The sequence below is a fragment of the Campylobacter sp. GTC17093 genome (assembly GCF_055397635.1).
This window is the reverse complement of record NZ_AP038832.1, coordinates 1632609-1652413: the sequence shown is the minus strand read 5'-3', so window position 1 is coordinate 1652413 and position 19805 is coordinate 1632609. Positions and strand designations below refer to the sequence as shown.

Below are 19805 nucleotides of genomic sequence, written 5' to 3'. Positions count from 1 at the left end.
AATGATTGTATCTAAAAAAGTTTAAATTTAAAGCCAATTTGTGAGCCAACACCTTCTTTACTTATGATAATAAGTGATATGTCATGTAGTTTTAGCATAAATTTTACAATATAAAGTCCTAAACCAAAGGAGTTATTCCAGTTATTTTTATTTACGCGATAAAATTTTTTTGTGACAAGTTTTATTTCATCTTGAGGTATGCCAATGCCTTTATCTATAACCATAAATTTACCGTTTTTTATCTGGATTAATATATCATCTTTTGAGTATTTGAGTGCATTTTCTACTAAATTTGTGATAACTTGTTCTATCATTGTTTTATCTGCACTCATTTGTGTGTTATCATCGGCATCGATTATAATATTTCTATTTATGTATTTTTCTAGCAAACTTGAGTTTACTTCTTTTGAAAGTTCTAATATATCAAAATTAGTTTTTCTTATAGCTATATTCTCGTCTTCTAAATTTATTTTTAGCCTATCTATAAGATTTGTTAGTTTTGTGCAGTTTTTGGCTATTTTGCCTAGAAATTTATTTTTGGTTATATTATCCATATCTGCATCATTTTGTATTGTTTGAATACTTGCGCCAATGATAGCGATTGGATTTTTAAACTCATGAGAAATAGAACTTAAAACAGCTTCAAGCTGAATATTTCTAAACCTAAGTTTTACTGATTTTTTCCTATCTCTTTTATCTTTTTCTTGAAGTTTTTCCTTAGTTAAATTTAGGCTATCATAAAGCAATTTTAACTCTGTGCTTTTGGTAGTTTTAAGGTTTGCGTTGTAGTTACCTCTAGAAATATCACTTAGAAAATCAACTATCTTATATATCTCTTTTTCTATATGAGTTTGAAAAATTTTATATATAATAAAAAGTATTATAAAACAAATAGAAGCAATGTTAAAACTTTTATTTGTAAAAAGACTCATATCTGCTTTTGTTTGTTTTTTTTCTATAGCGATTAAAATATTATAGGTTACATTTTGGAGATAAAGGGCTAGCATTTCTTTGGATTCTAACTTAAGTTCAAAAAAAATATCTTGTGGTGGATTTTTATTTGAAATTATATTTTTTAAATTTGTATCACTTAAAACTAATGGCTTATTGTTTTTATCAAAAATTCCTATCTTGGAGTTAGTTTGTTTGGAAAGATAATCTATAAATTCGTCCGTTAAATTTATATTTTCATAACTCAAAGCTTTTGCTATGCTTTCTATCTTTTCTCTTTGAGAAGCTTCAAGTATGGTTTTTTCACTTTTGTATGAAAAAAATGAATAAGTTCCAAAGATGATAAGAAAAATGATGAAAAAATTTACTAAAAATATGTGGTTGATTTTTAGCACAAGATATAGCCTTCACCACGAATCGATCTGATATAGTTTTTCTTTTTATTTGGATCTATTTTTTCTCTAAGTCTTTTTACTGCGATATTTACTGTTTTATCGTTTGTATTTTCGCCATCCCAAATTGTCTCTAGCAAGTAATCTCTGCTTAAAACAACATTTTTATTTTTTATTAGTTCAATTAATAAATTTAACTCAAGTTTTGTTAGATCTATTTGTTTATTTTCTACTAAAATTTCTCTACTTTGAGTATCTATGAAAATATCTTTATATTCGTAAGTTTTAGAGTTTTTAGATGTTCTTTTTAAAAGAGCCTTTATCCTTGCTATAAGTTCATCTATGTTAAAAGGTTTTGTAATGTAATCATCCCCACCTGCGTCAAAACCTTGCATTTTTTCGTTATGAGTTGTTTTTGCACTAAGAAATATAACAGGAATTGTGTAGTTTTTTGCTCTTAAATCTCTTACAAAATCACTTCCTTCTATCTCTTTTAGGTTTCTATCTACAATAAGAAGGTCTACTTTTTCTTCATTTAAAAACTTTTCTACTTTTACTGTATTTAAAAATCCAATAACCTCATATCCCGCTTTTTTAAGATTGTATTCTAAAAGATCTATGATATCTTCTTCATCATCGATAATTGCTATGAGTTGAGGCATTTTCTCTCCTAATTTTTGTATATTTTATCAAAATTATGATTAATTATTTAATAAATCGAAATTTAGTGCAAATTTAGTGCTTTTTTTATAAAATGTTTTAAATTTAAAAAGGTAAATGAGTGGCAATAGTTGACATTATAGATGGTAGTAAAAAATTTGGTGCTAAAGTTATTTTAGATGGTATAAATTTTAGTGTAAATGATAAAGAGCGCATAGCAATAATTGGCAAAAATGGCGGTGGAAAATCCACACTTATGAAAATTTTGTGCTCTGTTTATGAGCTTGATGAGGGTAGAGTTATAACTCAAAATGACATAAACATACAGATGTTTTCGCAAAATCCAAATTTTGATGAGACTATGAGTATAAGAGATGTGCTAAATAAAGAGCTTGATGAAGTTTTTACAGCCATAAAAGATTATGAAAAAACTTTAAATTTGATATCAAAAAATCCACACGATAAAGAACTTTTAGAAAATGCGGATCATTTGATGAAATTTATCGAGAGTAAAGATGGCTGGAATATCGAAAATAAGATAGAAAGAGTGCTTGAAAACTTTAAGCTAAAAGAGTTTGAAAATAGGCCAGTAATGAGCTTGAGTGGTGGGGAAATAAGGCGCGCCGCACTTGGTGCTTTAATACTAAAAAAGCCAGATGTAATGCTGCTTGATGAGCCAACAAACCATCTTGATATTTATATGGTAAAGTTTTTAGAAGATATGCTTCTTAACTCAAATCAAACGATAGTTTTTATCTCACACGATAGATATTTTATAGATAGGCTTGCAACAAGAGTTGTAGAGATAGAAGATGGCAAGATTATTAGTTTTGATGGTGGGTATAGTAATTATCTAGCAAAAAAACAAGAACTTTTAGTGTCTTTAGCAAAAACTCACGAAACGCTTTTAAAACAGCTAAAAAGTGAGGAAGAGTGGTTAAGAAGAGGTGTAAAAGCTAGGTTAAAAAGAAATGAGGGTAGAAAACAGCGCATTTTTGCAATGCGCGAAGAGGCAAAGAAAAACCCAGGTATTATAAGAAAAGTTAGACTTGAGCTTCAAAGAGCAACCCAGAGCTTTAATCAAGGTGGTCTAAATCAAAACCGTAAAAAAATGCTTTTTGAATGTAAAAATATCTCAAAAAAACTTGGCGAAAAAGAACTTATAAAAAACTTTAGTACGAGAGTTTTGCAAGGCGAACGTATTGGCATAGTTGGTAGAAATGGCGCAGGGAAAAGTACGCTTTTAAAGTTACTTTTAGAAGAGCTACAGCTTGATAGCGGAGAGATAAAAAAAGGCGAAATAAATATAGGATATTTTGATCAAACTAGACGAAATATCGATGAAGATAAAAGCCTTATAGAAAACTTTTGTCCAAATGGCGGTGATCATATTATGGTAAAAGGTCATTTTATGCATGTTTTTGGTTATCTTAAAAATTTTCTTTTCCCTAAAGAGTTTTTAGATCAGCCTGTTAGCACATTAAGTGGAGGTGAGAAAAACCGACTTGCACTTGCAAAACTTTTTACGAAAGATTATGAATGTCTAATACTTGACGAGCCCACAAATGACCTAGACATCGCAACTATAAATATCCTTGAGGATTATTTGTTAAATTTCCAAGGTGCCGTTATTATTGTGAGTCATGATAGATACTTTGTAGATAAGCTTTCAACGAAACTTTGGGTATTTGAAAATGGAGAAATAAATCAAACTCATATGGCATATAGCGAGTATCTAGAATATGAAGATGAGATGAAAGAGATAGATGATTTTTCGGTTAGTTTTCAAAATGATGAGATAAAACAAAAGCAAAAAACAAATAATGTAAAACTTAGCTATAAACAAAATAAAATTTTAGATGAACATCCTTTAGCGATAGAGAAACTTGAAAATAAGATAAAAGAGTTAAATGAATCATTATCAAGTCCAGAAATTTATCAAGAAGTAGGGCTTGAAAAATTATATAATGAACTTGAAAATACAAAAAAACAGCTTGAGAATTTAGAAACAGAATATTTTGAAGTTTTAGAAATAAAAGAGAATTTATAAGGAAAAAAGATGAAAATTTCCATAATTCAAACTCATGTAGAACTTGGTAAAAGCGATGAAAATTATAAAAATATAATCAGTAAAATGCAAACAGCTATGAAAGATATGCCAGATGCTATAGTTTTACCAGAAACTCTTAATATAGGTTTCTTTCCAAAAGAGAATTTAAAAATTTTAGCGGACATTAATGGCGTAAAAGCGAAAGAAATTTTTGGCGAGTTTGCTAAAGAACATAAAGTAAATATAGTGGCTGGAAGTGTAGTAAATTTAAAAAATAATGAAATTTACAATACAAATTATGTCCTTGATAGAAATGGAAATGTTATAAATGAGTATGATAAAATTCATCTTTTTACGCCATCTAATGAACATCAATATTTTAAAAATGGTAAAAATTTGAGCTATTTTTATATAGATGGTGTAAAATGTAGTTGTGTTATTTGCTATGATTTAAGATTTCCAGAGATATTTAGAATAGCTGCATTAAACGGTACTAAAATCATATTTTTACCTACACAGTGGCCTCTTAGCAGGAAAGATCATTTGCTAACTTTAATAAAAGCAAGAGCAATAGAAAATCAAATTTTTATCTGTTCATGTTGTGCATGTGGCAATGGGGATGGTTATATTTTAAGTGGACATTCTATACTTGTTAATCCTAATGGTAAAGAACTAATAAGCCTTGATAAAAATGAAAACATTAAAAGTTGTGAGATAAATTCAAATGAAGTTTTAGATATAAAAGAAAAAATGGATATTTTAAGTGATATTAAATTTAAAATCTATGATAAATTTTTATCATAGATTTTTAGTAAGGTTTGTATTATTTCGCAGGTGCTTCTACTTCTATTTGTAGTTTTACTTCATCTCCAACCATTACAGATTCTTCTCCAATACCAAAGTCACTTCTTTTTATTTCCCCTTCTAAAGAAAAGCCTATTAGGTTTTTACCTTCTTTATTTTTTGTAATTCCGCCAAAATCATAATCAAGAACTATTGGTTTTGTAATGCCTTTTATAGTTAAATCACCTACGACTTTATCGCTTTTAAATTCTTTCATTACAAATTTCATTTCTGGAAATTTTTGCACATCAAAAAAATCAGCTGTTTTTAAGTGTTTATCTCTTTTTTCTAGGTCTGTATTAATAGAAGTTACTTTTATAACTGATTCTATTTTTGTTGGTTGTTTTTTGTCTTCATTAAATTCTATTATAGATTTGTAATCAGAAAATGAGCCTTTTACATTTGAAATTTTCATATGTTTGATTTTGAATCCAACATATGAGTGGGTTGGATCTATAACATACTGACCAGCAAATAATGATGAAGCCGAAAATAGACCTACAACTAAAAGTGTTAAAATTACTTTTTTCATTTCTGTCCTTTCTAAATAATTTAATAGATTCTATAGGATTATGATAAATGAAAAAATATTTAAATTAAACAAAAATTTAGTTTTATCATAAATTCAAACAAAATTTTATAGAATTTAGATAAAAAGGATTGCAATGAAAATAGCTATTATCATGTATGACAAAATGAGCCTACTGTCTTTTTCTCAAATTTATGAGTTTTTTAAAAAGTCAAATTTTAGTTTAGATTGTTGTGCTTTAAAGCATGAGATAATTGATGAATTTGGGTTAAAAATAACACCAAACATACATTCTGAATCGTTAGATGGATATGATATTGTTGTATTTCCTAGTGGAATAGGTGTTTTATCTTTAAGGTATGATGATATATTTTTATCTTGGATAAGAAGTTCTAAAAATGCTAAAATTAAAATATCGTGTGATATGGGAGCCTTAATACTTGGGGCTGCTAGAATGCTAGAGGATAAAAAAGTTTGTATAAGGGCTGGATATATGAATGCACTGAGTGAGTATTGCAAACCTAGTGATGGCAATGTTTGTTTTTGTGAGGACATTTTTTCTTTTAGTGAATTTAATGATGACGTTGTATTTAGATTAGAAGGATGTTTGGAAAATATAAAAAATAATTAAATGGTGCCCGAGGTCGGACTCGAACCGACACAAGGTTGCCCTTACTAGATTTTGAGTCTAGCGCGTCTACCAGTTTCACCACTCGGGCTTTTTTGAAACGAATTATAATTTTACTTAAAAAGATATAAAACTTTGTTTAAATTTATAAAATTTCAAAAAGATATTCTTGTTTTAGTTTTATATTTTTTATATCTATAAGGTTTAAATTTGTAAAATTTATCTTGCCTAGGTCTTTTATATTTTGTAAATTAGCTTTAGCTATTTGTCTTAGTGTAAGTCCTCTATAATGTTTTGCAAAATGACTAACAACTTTGCCGCCTTTTATAAATTTAAATGTGATATAAGGCTGTTTTATGATATAAAATTTCTCATAAAAACTAGCCCTTAGATCTATTATCTCGCCAGTGCTTAAAAACTCGTCTATTTTAGGTGAAAATTCTTTTAGATAAAAGCTTTCAGTTGCGAAATCGCCTATCTTTTCACCTTGCTTAATTTTATAGTTTGGAATCTCGTCGCCAAGCCTTATAAAACCAAATAAATTTGAAAAAACAAAAACATTTTTATCTATAAATGTTTGAGAAGATTTATTTAAATGTATATAATCAAGTGCATCATAAGCAACGCCATTATATCTTAGAACAGCTTTTATCAGGCCACTTTTGTAAATATTGGTTTTTAATATCTTTATATCATCTATTTTTTTTAATCCAAATATTTTTGAGAGTTTTTTATCGTCTGAGTTTAATACAAAATTATTATATTTATCTATAACTATTTTTCGTTTTTCAAACATATCTTCAAATATAAACGAGTCTTTGTTTATAAATTTTTGGCTTGTTAAAGTTGTTTTGGTTTCGCTTGGAGAAAAAAGTATTTTTATCATTATTTTCCTTTTTGACATTATAACAAAATAAAATTTTTAAGATTTAAGCCGATATAAAAATAGTAAAAATATTTTGGAACTAAAATTGCTTAGTTAGTATTAACGTTGTATTTACCAAGGATGAAATATGAGAATTACAAATCAATTAACAAATGCTGATGCATTAAGAAACTATCAAAATGGTCTTAGTGAGATATATAAGTTAAATGCTAAATTAACTAATGGTTTAGAGATACAAAACTCTTATGATAATAGTAGCGTTTATGTAGATGGCGTTAGGCTTGATTATGAAATTTCTACAATAGAACAAGTTACAGAAGCTGCGAAAAAAGCAGTTAGTTATTCAAAAAATGCAGATAAGGCATTAAAAGAGTTTGTAAAACAGCTAGAAAATTTTAAAGTAAAGTTAATTCAAGCAGGAAATGAAACCAATACAGCTACTTCCAGAGAAGCTTTGGCAAATGATTTGCAAGGTATAAAAAACTTTCTTGTGGATATTGCAAACACGTCTATAAATGGACAGTACTTATTTTCAGGATCTAGCATAACAACTAAGCCTATAGCTCCAAACAATGCTTACATGGGTAACAATCAAGAGATTAGGGCTGTTGCTGGCGCTCACTCATCAATTGCCTACAATATACCAGGTGAGACTATTTTTTATGGTATAGATAATGACTATTCAAAACATATTACTACTAACGTAAAGCTTACAGATAAAACAGATGATGAAAATGTTAAACATTTAACAGTTAATAGCAAAATAATGAATATGATAGGAAAAGATTACAGGGTAGATAGAAAATTAGATACTGTTATGGATTTTACAAGCAAGGATAAATACCAAAATACGGTTTTTTATCTTAAAGGAGTAAAACCAAATGGGGAAAGCTTTAATTCTAAATTTGAAATGACATCAGATTCTAGTATGCAAGACTTAATGGATAAAATTGGGATAGAATTTGGCAATACAAAAGAAAATAAAGTTGTAGATGTCACTTTAAATAAAGATGGTCAAATTAATATAGTTGATCTAAAAAAAGGAAATCAAGCAATTGATTTTTACATGGTTGCAGCTACACAAAGAAGTGATGATACAAATGTTATACCTGCAGGACAAAGCGGAATAGCTGGCAATGCTAAGACCTTAGAAGAATTAGAGCAATTAAAAAATGATCCTAAAAATAATCTTTTAATAACAGAGTTTATAACTAGTAATTATACAGATAGTACTGGTGCAAAAACAAATGCATTTGATTATGATAAAGTTAGATTTTTAAAAGAAGGAAGCCATGTTAGAGGAAGTGTTTCCCAAACGCTTGTAAGTGATAGTAGTTTTGCCAAAGAGACAACAAAGCTTAGTGAAGTTGCAGCTGGAGCGATGAATGGCTCAACTTTGGAGATGAAAGTTACTTCAAAGTCCGGCAAAGATTATACTGTTACTCTTGATTTTACTGATCCTGCAAATGCTACTGTGAGATTTAATGGATCTGGTGTTGATTATAAAACTTCAATTTATCATGGCGAATGGAAAAATAACTCTACTCCAACTGCATTTGGAGAATTAAAAGATATGCAAACTCCTCCTAATGATGTAACATTTAAGCAGTTAAATGACATTATAGCAATGGCAACAACTGATAATATTCCTACAGATGCTGATCCTAGGTTTGCAGGTATGAACGAGTTTGATAGATATAACGCTGCTATAAATGGAACAAAGGGAAGTGTTGAGGTTACTATGGATTATAAGGGAAGAATTGATATAAAAGATATGACAAATTCATCAAGCAAGATAGAATTAAGCATATATGATCCAAATGGTGGAAATTTTGGAGCAGCCGCTACATCTAACAAAGGTCCTACTTTTGTATTTTCAGCAAACAATGCTATAACTGTAGATGAGCCTAGTAATGACATATTTAACGATTTAGACGAGATGATAAAAGCTGTTAGATATGGTTACTACAGGCCAGATACCGAAGGCGCTGATCCAAGAAATGCTGGTATCCAAGGAGCGATAAAAAGAATAGACCACATAAGTGATCATGTTATAAAAAGTCAAACAAAATTAGGGTCTATAACAAACTCACTTGAAGCAACAGAAACTAGAGCTAATTTTATGAAAGTAAATGTTGCTGATATAAAAAATGAGCTTATTGGCGCTGATTATGCAGAGACTTATATTAAGATGACACATCATATGCTTTCATATCAAGCTATGTTGCAAGCAAGTTCTAAAATACAACAACTTAGCTTGTTAAATTATATGTAATGAAAAATTTGATATAATCTCTCTTTTTAATGTAAAGGATAGATTATTTTACGAGAAACTATACTAACTTTTGTAATTTGTTTTTTAATCTTTTTTGGTGTTGCTACAATATTGCCAGATGCCTCTTTCGTGGGCATCTTTGGCAATATTATAGGTAAGTATAACTATAAACTTTTTGGTATAATCTGCTATATATATCCATTTTTACTAATATTTTTTGCCATTTATCTAAGAAAGAATTTTAAGGCTTTTAATTTTAGATTTTATGAGCTTATGATAGGCGTTTTATTATTATTTTTTTCAATCCTGCTTTTTCAAGGTAATTTTATAAAAGATCCATATAAAGTTGGTATAATAGGATATTATTCTATACTTGGACTAAGGGATTTTATTGGCACAATTGGCGGAGTTGTTTTTAATGTAATGATATTTATAATATCGCTTGTTTTGATATTTGAAGAAAGCATTGTTGTGATATTTAAAAATGCTTTTGTAGAGCCAGTTAAGGGATTAAAACAAGATATAAAACCTAAAAAAATTAAATATATAAAATCATCTCAAGAAGAAAATTATATTCAAAAAAATGACATAAATGAAAATAAAATACAAAACAATAATAAAAATTATGATGAGATTGTAGATACGCAAGAAATAGAAAATGTTATGGATCCAAGTAATATTCAAGAAGAAGGGCAAATAAACGAAAAAATAGCTGAAAAAGAAGATAAAAAAGTATCAAAAATTATAAAAAATGTCGAACTTGTAAATGAAGTTGCTGAAAACAAAAAACTTCTTGATGAACTAGAAAAAGGCAAGATTGAAAAACCAAATGACTTTTCTTTGCCACCTCTTAATTTTTTAAAAGATCCACCTAAAAAAACACAAAACATAAATGAAGCTGAAATAGATGGAAAAATATCTGATTTGCTAGAAAAACTAAAGCGTTTTAAGATAGATGGTGATGTTGTTAGAACTTATACTGGTCCAGTTGTTACAACTTTTGAATTTAAGCCAGCTTCACATATAAAAGTTAGTAAGATTTTAACACTTCAAGACGATTTAGCAATGGCGCTTAAGGCTAAAACAATTCGTATACAAGCTCCAATTCCTGGAAAAGATGTAGTTGGTATCGAGATACCAAATAATGATATACAAACCATTTATCTAAAAGAAATTTTGGAAAGTGATATATTTAAAAATGCTTCAAGCCCACTTACTATAGCTCTTGGTAAAGATATAGTTGGGGATCCTTTTATCACAGATCTTAAAAAGCTTCCTCACCTTCTTATTGCAGGAACAACTGGAAGTGGAAAAAGTGTTGGTATTAATTCAATGCTTCTTAGCTTGCTTTATAGAAATAGTCCAAAGACATTGCGTCTTATTATGATAGATCCAAAAATGCTTGAATTTTCTATCTATAATGATATTCCTCATCTCTTAACTCCTGTTATAACTCAGGCAAAACAAGCTATTATAGCTTTAGCAAATTTAGTTAATGAGATGGAACGCAGATATAAAATAATGAGTCATACCAAGACTAAAAACATAGAAAATTATAATGAAAAGATAAAAAAAACTGGTGGCGAAACTTTTCCATATATTGTTGTCATTATAGATGAACTTGCAGATTTAATGATGACAAGCGGCAAAGATGTTGAGTTTTATATAGGAAGACTTGCACAAATGGCAAGAGCAAGCGGAATTCATCTTTTAGTTGCAACACAACGCCCAAGCGTAGATGTTGTAACTGGCCTTATAAAAGCAAATTTACCATCTCGTATAAGCTATAGGGTAGGGCAAAAGATAGATAGCAAGGTTATACTCGATCAAATGGGAGCTGAGAGCTTACTGGGGCGTGGAGATATGCTTTTTACTCCACCATCAAGCACTGGTGTGATAAGACTTCACGCACCATTTGCTAGCGAAGAAGAGATAGAAAAGATAGTTGAGTTCTTAAAATCCCAACAAGAAGTCATTTATGATGAGAAATTTTTAAAAGATAGCGAAGACGGATCATCTGGATCATCTAGCGGATCTGGCGCAGTAGATGGAGAACTTGACGAGCTATATGAAGAGGCCAAAAACATAGTTTTAAGTGAGGAAAAAACATCTATTAGCTATATTCAAAGAAGGCTTAGAATAGGTTATAATAGAGCGGCAACAATCATAGAGCAACTTGAAAATATGGGTGTTTTAACTGAGCCAAATGCTAAAGGACAAAGAGATATCATAAGATAAGTTTTTTTGTTTTATATACTATTTATTTGTATTTGCTAAAATAAAAACACACAAGATAAAAGGTAAAAAATGGAAGATTGGATAGAAAAATTAAAACAAGCTGATCTTTTAAAAGTTATAGAAGATAAAGTTGATATAGATAGAGAAATAGCTCATATTAGTTATATTGAAGTTAAAAAAAATAATTCAAAAGCACTTCTTTTTACAAATCCCACAAATCAAGATGGTGTTTTATTTCCGCCAGTTCTTACGAATATATTTGGTAGTTTTGAAGCACTAGAACTTATTTTGGGCAAAACCCCAGACCAAATAGCAGATGAAATAAGCTCTCTTTTGAAACCAAAAAAACCAGAAGATTTTATGGAAAAAATGCATTTTATATCTCATCTTTTGAGCTTAAAAAATGTTTTTACAAAAAAATTAAAAGGCGAAGGAGAGTGTCAAAATATAAAACATTTAGATGATAAAGTGGATCTTTTTTCCCTCCCTGTTCTTAAAACTTGGGAACTTGATGGCGGTGCATTTATTACAATGGGGCAAGTTTATACAAAAACTTTGCATGGCGAAACGCAAAATCTAGGTATGTACCGTTTACAAATTCATGATAAAAATAGGCTTGGCATGCACTGGCAAATTCATAAAGATGGTGCAAATTTCTTTAAAGAATATAAAAAAGCCGGAGTTAAAATGCCAGTAAGTGTGGCAATCGGAGGAGATCCTCTCTACATTTGGTGCGCTCAAGCCCCACTTCCAAAAGATGTTTTTGAGCTTTTACTTTATGGTTTTATAAGAAAAACCTCAGCAAAGTTAGTAAAAAGTCTTACAAATGATATATATGTTCCACATGATGCTGATTATATCATAGAAGGCATGATAGATACTGAAAATTTTGCACTTGAAGGACCTTTTGGTGATCATACTGGATTTTATACCCCAATAGAGCCATTTCCTGTTATGGATGTTAAAGCTATAACTCATAAAGAAAAACCTATATTTCATGCAACTGTTGTTGGTAAGCCGCCTTTGGAAGATAAATATATGGGCTATGCAACTGAGAGAATATTTTTACCTCTTTTTAAAACTACAGCCCCGGATTTGATTGATTATAAAATGCCTGAAAATGGAGTTTTTCATAATTTAATTTTAGCAAAAATGAACTGCTTGTACCCAGCTCATGCTAAACAGATGATGCATGCATTTTGGGGAGTTGGGCAGATGAGCTTTGTAAAACACGCCATTTTTGTGGACGAAAAAGCGCCAAAATTAGAGGAATTTGAAGATCTTACAAAGTATATTTTAAACCGCATAAGTTCAAAAAATATTATTTTTAGCGAAGGAGTTTGTGATCAGCTAGATCATGCTAGTCCTAATTCATGTTTTGGTGGAAAGCTTGCAGTTGATGCGACGATAAATTTTAATCCTAGTGCACCAAATGTATTGAGTGATGAAGATTTGCTTGTTATGTTTAGAAGTGTGGATGAAAATATTATAAATTTAAAGCAGTATTTTGTAGATACTAAAAATCCAATATGCTTTATAAATTACAATAAAACAGACATTGTTAAAAAAAGCTTTGAAAAACTAGTTAAATTTAAAGAATATTTTAAAATTCTGATCTTTTTTGATGAAAAGGCAAATATTCAAAATTTATACATGAGTGTTTGGAGAATTACAAATAATATCGACGCGTTGCGAGATGTTTTTATAAATGTAGAGCATATTTGCGTAGATGCTACATCTAAAGGACGTATGGATAACTATGAGAGAGTTTGGCCAAAAGAAACTAATTGCTCCAAAGAAGTTATAGAAAATTTGATAAATAAAAACCTTATAGAAAATAATAAAGAGTTATTTTATAAATTTGAAATACTAGGATAAACTACTTATAAAAGTAAAGTTGCAATACTTTGCTTTTTCTTATTTGATGATTGACATCAATCAATGAATTAAAGGCTTATTTTGTCTAAAATACCATCATAAATTTATTAAGGAGATATGATGAGTAAAGAAACTTTAGAAATGTTTTGTCATCAATGTGAAATGAGTGCACCTGGTGGATGTGGCTCAAAGGGTCAAAATAAAGGTACATGTGGTAAAGATAGTACACTAGCAAACCTTCAAGATATGATGGTTTTTGGATTAAAAGGCATGAGCGCGTATCGTCATCATGCAAATGAGCTTGGCGCAAATACAAAAGAAGTTGATGATGTCATAGCTGATACGCTTTATTTTACACTTACAAACTCAAATTTTAACTTTGAGGAACATATAGTACAAATTTTAAAAGTTGGAGAAGCTGGGGTTAAAGTTATGGATATATTAAGCAATATTCACACTGATACTTTTGGCATTCCAAGCCCAGTTAAAGTTACGCAAAACAAGGCTGAAGGAAAGGCGATATTAGTTAGCGGACATAATCTTTTTGCACTTAATGAGCTTTTAAAACAAACTGAAGGGAAAGGCATAAATATCTATACTCACTCAGAGATGCTTCCAGCTCACGGATATCCGCAGCTTCGTAAATTTAAACATCTAAAAGGAAATATAGGCAAATCATGGTTTGATCAAACTAAACTTTTTAACGAGTTTAAAGGCGCTATTTTGATGACTACAAACTGTATTGTGCCACTTCGTGCGAATTGTGAGTATGCTGATAGGCTTTTTGGATATAGTATAGCTGGAACAAATGGTATTAAGCATATAGAAAATGATGATTTTACTCCACTTATCCAAAAAGCACTATCACTTCCAGATGTGAGTGGCTTTGATAGTGATGAGTATGTTACAACAGGAGCTCACTATAAAGCTGTTTTACCTATGGCTGGTGATATACTTGAGGCATTAAAAGCTGGAAAAATTCGTCGTTTTTTTGTCATAGCAGGATGTGATGCGCCTGGAAAAGGCAGAGAGTATTATAGAGAGCTTGCACTATCTTTACCAAAAGATTGTATTATCTTAACTTCAAGTTGTGGTAAATTTAGATTTAACGATATTGATTTTGGTGTGATTGAAGGAACAAACATCCCTAGGTACATAGATCTTGGTCAGTGTAATGATAGTAATGGTGCTGTAAAAATAGCTCTTGCGTTAAGTCAAGCCACTGGCATAGCTGTAAATGATTTGCCAGTTTCTATAGTGCTTATGTGGATGGAACAAAAAGCTGTAATCATATTAATGGCGCTTTTATATCTTGGTATAAAAAATGTCCACGTTGGACCAACTTTGCCTAAGTTTTTTAATGATGAAATATTAAATTTCTTGGTAGATAAATTTAACATAGGGCTAATAAGCGGAGATGCTAAGGCTGATTTAAAGAAGTTTTTAGGAGAGTAGTTTAAGATGTGTGGGTTTTACCCACACAAGCTTATATAAGCTCAACTTTTAGTTTATGTGTTTTTATGGACTTTGGCACACTATCTCCAAAACATATCTCATATAATTCATGCAAAGTTAATACATAAAATCCATTAAATTCTCTGTTTGTTGTAGATATGAGCTTGTTTGCACAACTGTCAAAAAGATAAAAGCTAAGTGCGTCATTTACTAGTATAAAATCAGCTCCACTATCTATCGCGTCAATCATTATATCTCCTGCTATACTATAAGCCATGTTTGGCTCTAATTTTAAGATATTTGAAAAATCAGGAAATTTTGACATCTCGAATTTAATATTTTTTGCACCTAGCATTTTTGTAAATTTAAATATTTCTTTTTCATTATTTGGATAAATCGCTATATTGAAGTCATTTAGTTTATGCTTGAAATCTTTTTTGTCAGTAGAACAACACTCTTTTGCGCTTTTAGTTACAAAATGTGAATTTGAAATATTTGTATTAGGAATTTCTTGTAACAAAGATGTTTCTTTGAGCCTTTGTTTTAGAGTATATATAATATTTTCTATGTTTAGCTCGTCTCTAAAGATATAATTTGATATATCTAAATGATGATAAATGCCATTTTCTATGTTATTTATGATTTGTAAAAACTGAACTTGTTTTTGTGGGTATTTTTTTATCATTTCATTTACGAATACAAATGCACTTTCTCCAAGATATTGATCCTTATAATCCCTTAATGGTGAAGCATAAAATAGCCATTTTAAACTCTTATATAAATTTAAATCATTTTTATCACAAAGCGCTTCAAATTTAGAAAAATGTGCCATAAAATCATCGTCATTTATTTTCAAATCTTTATAAGCTCTAAATGTGCTTAGAGGTTCTATTGTTAAGCTATATCCAAAAAAACTTATAATGTTTTTTATATCTTCTTCTATGCTTACGCAAATATTTGAAATTTTTACATGACTTACGCCTTCAAATTCAAAATATGGATCTTGATTTTTTATATTTTCAAGCATACCTTTTATGTTTGTAAAGTTTATATCCTTAAATTCATAGGGCTTATAGTATCTTAAGATATCTTTTGAGATATCAAATCTAAACATATAAACTTCAAGCATAAGTCACTCCTTTTATATGATTTTATACAAATTTAACTTAAAGTGATTTTATGAAGCCATGTTTAAATATTTTTTTTATAAAATGCTAAAGTATGGATAAAGAGAAATATATAATATCACATTTTAAAAGTAAATATATAGGCGATGATGGTGCTGTTGTAGGAAATTTAGTTTATGCAAAAGATCTTTTTTGTGAAAATTCGCATTTTAAAAAAGGCTGGTTAAGCTATAAACAAATTGCCTATAAATCAATGATAGTAAATATTTCTGATATTATAGTAATGAATGCTGTGCCAAAATATGCGCTAATTGGACTAAGTGTGCCAAAGGATATACAAAACTCAGAAATAAGCGCTCTTTATGATGGATTTAACGAAGCTTGTAAGGATTTTGGTATAGAAATAATAGGTGGAGATACTATAAGTAGTGAATTATTAAGTGTTTCTGTAACTATAGTAGGAGAACTTCATTCCAAGCCAAATATGAGAAAAGATCTTAAAATTGGCGATATTTTATGTTTTAGTGGAAAACTAGGTTCATCCCTAAAAGCACTGAACTCGCTTCTTAGACTTGGTAAGCCTAGCTCAAATTCAAGATTTTTTAAACCAGTTTTGAGGGATAAATTTTTTTATAAAAGCTCTAAATTTATAAATGCAGCTATGGATATTAGTGATGGCTTAAATAGGGATTTGGGAAGGCTAGCGGATATAAATAGAGTAGATTTTAAATTTATAAAAAAGCTTAATAAATTTGAATTAAAAAGTGGTGAAGAGTATGAAGTGCTTTTTAGTGTAAATAAAAGAAATTTAAAACGCGTTATAAATGAAGGAAAAAAAGCTAGGATAAATATAACGCCATTTGCAAAAGTAATAAAAGGAAAATACAAAAAATATGGAAAAACAGAACATTTTTAACAAAACTTACATCTTAAATCATGCACCTATCAATGCACATTTTTCTAAAAACTCAAGTGATTTTGTGGTTAGAGAAATACCACTTTATGAATGTAGTGGCTATGGAGAACATTTGATTGTTCAAATACAAAAAAAAGATCTTACAACTCATGAAGCGCTTCATATATTAAGCGAAGCAAGTGGTGTAAAAATGCGTGATTTCGGATATGCAGGATTAAAAGATAAAGAAGGAATGACAACACAGTTTATATCAATGCCAAGAAAATTTGAAAAAAACTTAGAAAATTTTTCGCATGAAAAGATAAAAATATTAAGCTTGAATTATCACAACAACAAACTAAGAATTGGCCATCTAAAAGGAAATAATTTTTTTATAACACTTAAAAAAGTTAATCAAATAGAAGCAAAAAAGCTATCAGATGCTCTTAATGCATTAGATAATATAGGATTTGCAAACTATTTTGGATATCAAAGATTTGGGAAATTTGGAGATAATGCGAGCGAAGGTAAAGCTATATTGAGTGGTGAAAAAAAGATAAAAAATCCAAAAATTTCAACTCTTTTAGTTTCTGCATATCAAAGTGAGCTTTTTAATAATTGGCTTTCAAAAAGGATAGAAATTTCTAAGTTTTGTTCAGATTTTAGCGAAAAAGAGATTGGAAATATCTATAAATTTGATAAAGATACTATAAAGATTTTAAAAAATCAACCCCAGTTTTATAAGCTTTTGCATGGAGAAGTTTTAGGGCATTATCCATTTGGGAAATGTTTTTTGTGTGAAGATTTGCAAAGCGAAGTAGAGAGATTTTCCAAAAGAGATATTACCAGTATGGGATTTGTTTTTGGCTCTAAAACTATACAATCTTGTGACTTGGCAAAGGATTTGGAGGATAAAATTTTTGATGAAGCATATAAGTTTATGGAAAAACTAAATGGAACTAGGCGTTTTGCTTGGGCTTATCTTGATAATGTTAATCATAGATATAATGAAGATATGGCACAATTTAGTTTTAGCTTTTCTTTGCCAAAAGGTTCATATGCTACAGTTGTGCTTGAGGAAATATTGCACCGAGATATCTTTAATGATTATTAATAGTCTTATTTAAAATTTATATGTATAATATGATAGATATACAGTTAAAGGATAGAAAATGAAAAAGATTTTTTGTGTTCTTGTATGTTTTTGTGTTTTAGGTTTTGCTAAAACTATAAATATAGATGTTGTAAAAGTGGTTCCAATTTATGAAAAACAAAATGTTAAAACAGGTTGTGATACCAAAGATGGAAATAATATAGCTGGAACAGTAATCGGTGGTGTAGCTGGTGGTGTTCTTGGTAATCAAATTGGTGGCGGAACTGGCAGAACTATAGCTACTATAGCTGGAGCTGCTGCTGGTGGCTATGCTGGAAATAGAGTTCAAAACAGCATGAAAGATAAAGATTGCTCAAATACTGTAAAAAAAGATATTTTAACTGGATATAAAAATATCGGTTATTACAATGGAAAAGAGTACTCTAAAATTTCAGATAAACAACTCGATACTATAAGTATAGAGGTTAAATAAATTTGTATTTATATTCGCTTAATTAAGCATTAAAACAACAAGTGCTATAATAAAAAACTTTATTTATTCGGATATATTTATGAAAATAAAAGAAATTTTTATAGCAAGTGATCATGCTGGCTTTGAAGCTAAAGAATACACTAAAGATTTTATTTTAAGGCTTGGTTATAAAGTAATAGATCTTGGTTGCAATAGTGGTAAAGAGAGTGTAGATTATCCTGATTTTGCTAAACTGCTTATTTCAAATTTGAATAACGATGATGATTATGGAGTTCTTATTTGCGGTAGCGGAATAGGCATTTCAATTGCCGCAAATAGGTTTAATAATATTAGATGTGCTCTTTGCCATGATACTTTAACTGCAAAACTTTCAAGACTTCATAATAATGCTAATGTGCTTGCATTTGGCGGAAGAATTTTAGGTATTGGTGAAATAAATGACATAGTTGAGACATTTTTTTCTACCGATTTTGAAGGTGGAAGACATCAACGCCGTATAGATAAGCTAAAGGTTTGATCATGTTTACAAATTGGATTGTTTTAACTTTTTTGATATGTGCTTGTATATATCTTTTTGTAAAAGCATATTACTTTCGTTCCCTTCTTAGAAAAGAATCATCTATAAAAGATTTTATGAAAAGCAATATTGATGATACAGAGCTTCTCATTAGAAAACTTCAAGTTCAACTTCAGCGTTCCTTAGGAAATATAGACATACTTACCGAGGAGTTAAATAAAGTAAAAGCTGATGTTGTTTCTTTAAGAACTAGAAACTCACAATATCGCATAGAAAATGACAAATTAAGACAACGTATAAGGGAATTAGAAGGCAAAATAGAAGCCTTATTGTAAGGAAATAATTATGAAAGAACTTGATGAAAAAGGTAAAAAATATCTTATTGGTAGCATAAGAGATGTTGTAGATTTTCCAAAACCAAAAGTTATTTTTAAAGATATTACTACATTACTAAACGATAAAAAAGCATTTAATTTCTTGCTTGATCACTTAAGTGATAGATATAAAGATATAAATATAGATTTTATTGCAGGTATTGAAAGTAGGGGATTTATATTTGGTGCGGCACTTTGTGCAAGATTGGGGATTGGTTTTGTTCCGATAAGAAAACCTAAAAAACTTCCATATATGACAATTTCTCAAAAATATTCACTTGAATATGGTGTTGATGAAGTAGAGATACATGTTGATGCTTTTAAAAATATAAAAAATGCAAAAGTTCTTTTAATGGATGATCTTATAGCAACTGGAGGAACCGCTAAGGCTTCCGTTGATCTTATAAAACAAGCCGGTGGAGAGTGTATAGAAGCTTGTTTTTTGATAGATTTATCAGAACTCGGTGGTGCTAATGAGATTAGAAAAACAGTTTCTGTTTATAGTGTTTTAGAGGTATAAA

General features: G+C 29.5%; 18 protein-coding genes and 1 tRNA gene. 13 read left to right on the top strand and 6 right to left on the bottom strand.

Going from position 1 to position 19805, the window contains the following annotated elements; translation table 11 throughout:
• Positions 1–11: 11 nt before the first annotated feature.
• Positions 12–1346: a HAMP domain-containing sensor histidine kinase gene (locus ACZ5VL_RS08570; protein ID WP_464198755.1), complete on the bottom strand. Its 1335-nt coding sequence runs from the start codon at positions 1344–1346 to the stop codon at positions 12–14.
• Positions 1340–2005: a response regulator transcription factor gene (locus ACZ5VL_RS08565; protein ID WP_464198753.1), complete on the bottom strand. Its 666-nt coding sequence runs from the start codon at positions 2003–2005 to the stop codon at positions 1340–1342. The genes ACZ5VL_RS08570 and ACZ5VL_RS08565 overlap by 7 nt, the downstream gene beginning before the upstream one ends.
• 119 nt (positions 2006–2124) lie before the next feature.
• Here ACZ5VL_RS08565 and abc-f point away from each other — a divergent pair, with 119 nt between their 5' ends.
• Both abc-f and ACZ5VL_RS08555 read left to right on the top strand, forming a co-directional pair.
• Positions 2125–4053 (top strand): ribosomal protection-like ABC-F family protein, encoded by a 1929-nt coding sequence (gene abc-f / locus ACZ5VL_RS08560; protein ID WP_464198751.1) that lies wholly within the window; start codon positions 2125–2127, stop codon positions 4051–4053.
• A 9-nt stretch (positions 4054–4062) separates the two neighbouring features.
• Positions 4063–4857 carry a carbon-nitrogen family hydrolase gene (locus ACZ5VL_RS08555; protein WP_464198749.1) on the top strand — a complete coding sequence of 265 codons (795 nt, stop codon included), beginning with the start codon at positions 4063–4065 and terminating at the stop codon, positions 4855–4857.
• Positions 4858–4876: 19 nt separating this feature from the next.
• Here the strand turns inward: ACZ5VL_RS08555 and ACZ5VL_RS08550 are convergent, their stop codons facing one another.
• Entirely contained in the window at positions 4877–5428 is a 552-nt protein-coding gene (locus tag ACZ5VL_RS08550) for a YceI family protein (RefSeq protein ID WP_464198747.1), read from the bottom strand.
• Between the two features lie 133 nt (positions 5429–5561).
• On the opposite strand from ACZ5VL_RS08550, the gene ACZ5VL_RS08545 reads away from it, so the two are divergent.
• Positions 5562–6056, top strand: a complete 495-nt coding sequence (locus ACZ5VL_RS08545) for a type 1 glutamine amidotransferase family protein (protein WP_464198745.1) — start codon at positions 5562–5564, stop codon at positions 6054–6056.
• A 1-nt stretch (position 6057) separates the two neighbouring features.
• Here ACZ5VL_RS08545 and ACZ5VL_RS08540 read toward each other — a convergent pair.
• Positions 6058–6144 (bottom strand) — tRNA-Leu (locus ACZ5VL_RS08540).
• 54 nt (positions 6145–6198) lie between these two features.
• Positions 6199–6939, bottom strand: coding sequence for a YaaA family protein (locus ACZ5VL_RS08535; protein ID WP_464198744.1), 741 nt, complete (start codon positions 6937–6939; stop codon positions 6199–6201).
• A 127-nt stretch (positions 6940–7066) separates the two neighbouring features.
• Between ACZ5VL_RS08535 and ACZ5VL_RS08530 the strand changes: the two genes are divergently transcribed.
• The 4 genes from ACZ5VL_RS08530 (at position 7067) to hcp (ending at position 14785) form a co-directional block, all read left to right on the top strand.
• Positions 7067–9214 carry a flagellin N-terminal helical domain-containing protein gene (locus ACZ5VL_RS08530; RefSeq protein WP_464198742.1) on the top strand — a complete coding sequence of 716 codons (2148 nt, stop codon included), beginning with the start codon at positions 7067–7069 and terminating at the stop codon, positions 9212–9214.
• A gap of 129 nt (positions 9215–9343) precedes the next feature.
• Complete coding sequence (locus ACZ5VL_RS08525) at positions 9344–11452, top strand: DNA translocase FtsK (protein ID WP_464198740.1); 2109 nt, start codon at positions 9344–9346, stop codon at positions 11450–11452.
• A 69-nt stretch (positions 11453–11521) separates the two neighbouring features.
• Entirely contained in the window at positions 11522–13330 is a 1809-nt protein-coding gene (locus tag ACZ5VL_RS08520; protein ID WP_464198738.1) for a menaquinone biosynthesis decarboxylase, read from the top strand.
• Positions 13331–13450: 120 nt separating this feature from the next.
• On the top strand, positions 13451–14785 hold the full coding sequence (gene hcp / locus ACZ5VL_RS08515; RefSeq protein ID WP_464198736.1) for a hydroxylamine reductase: 1335 nt from the start codon (positions 13451–13453) through the stop codon (positions 14783–14785).
• Between the two features lie 31 nt (positions 14786–14816).
• Here the strand turns inward: hcp and ACZ5VL_RS08510 are convergent, their stop codons facing one another.
• On the bottom strand, positions 14817–15914 hold the full coding sequence (locus ACZ5VL_RS08510) for a DUF5644 domain-containing protein (protein ID WP_464198734.1): 1098 nt from the start codon (positions 15912–15914) through the stop codon (positions 14817–14819).
• 92 nt (positions 15915–16006) lie between these two features.
• On the opposite strand from ACZ5VL_RS08510, the gene ACZ5VL_RS08505 reads away from it, so the two are divergent.
• From ACZ5VL_RS08505 to apt, 6 genes are all read left to right on the top strand, one after another.
• Complete coding sequence (locus tag ACZ5VL_RS08505; RefSeq protein ID WP_464198732.1) at positions 16007–16828, top strand: thiamine-phosphate kinase; 822 nt, start codon at positions 16007–16009, stop codon at positions 16826–16828.
• Positions 16806–17921, top strand: a complete 1116-nt coding sequence (gene truD, locus ACZ5VL_RS08500; protein WP_464198730.1) for a tRNA pseudouridine(13) synthase TruD — start codon at positions 16806–16808, stop codon at positions 17919–17921. The genes ACZ5VL_RS08505 and truD overlap by 23 nt, the downstream gene beginning before the upstream one ends.
• Before the next feature lie 58 nt (positions 17922–17979).
• Positions 17980–18393 carry a glycine zipper 2TM domain-containing protein gene (locus tag ACZ5VL_RS08495; protein WP_464198728.1) on the top strand — a complete coding sequence of 138 codons (414 nt, stop codon included), beginning with the start codon at positions 17980–17982 and terminating at the stop codon, positions 18391–18393.
• 79 nt (positions 18394–18472) lie between these two features.
• Positions 18473–18910, top strand: a complete 438-nt coding sequence (gene rpiB, locus ACZ5VL_RS08490) for a ribose 5-phosphate isomerase B (RefSeq protein WP_464198726.1) — start codon at positions 18473–18475, stop codon at positions 18908–18910.
• Positions 18911–18912: 2 nt separating this feature from the next.
• Positions 18913–19245 (top strand): hypothetical protein, encoded by a 333-nt coding sequence (locus ACZ5VL_RS08485; protein ID WP_464198724.1) that lies wholly within the window; start codon positions 18913–18915, stop codon positions 19243–19245.
• A 10-nt stretch (positions 19246–19255) separates the two neighbouring features.
• Positions 19256–19804: an adenine phosphoribosyltransferase gene (gene apt, locus ACZ5VL_RS08480; protein ID WP_464198722.1), complete on the top strand. Its 549-nt coding sequence runs from the start codon at positions 19256–19258 to the stop codon at positions 19802–19804.
• Position 19805 lies beyond the last annotated feature (1 nt).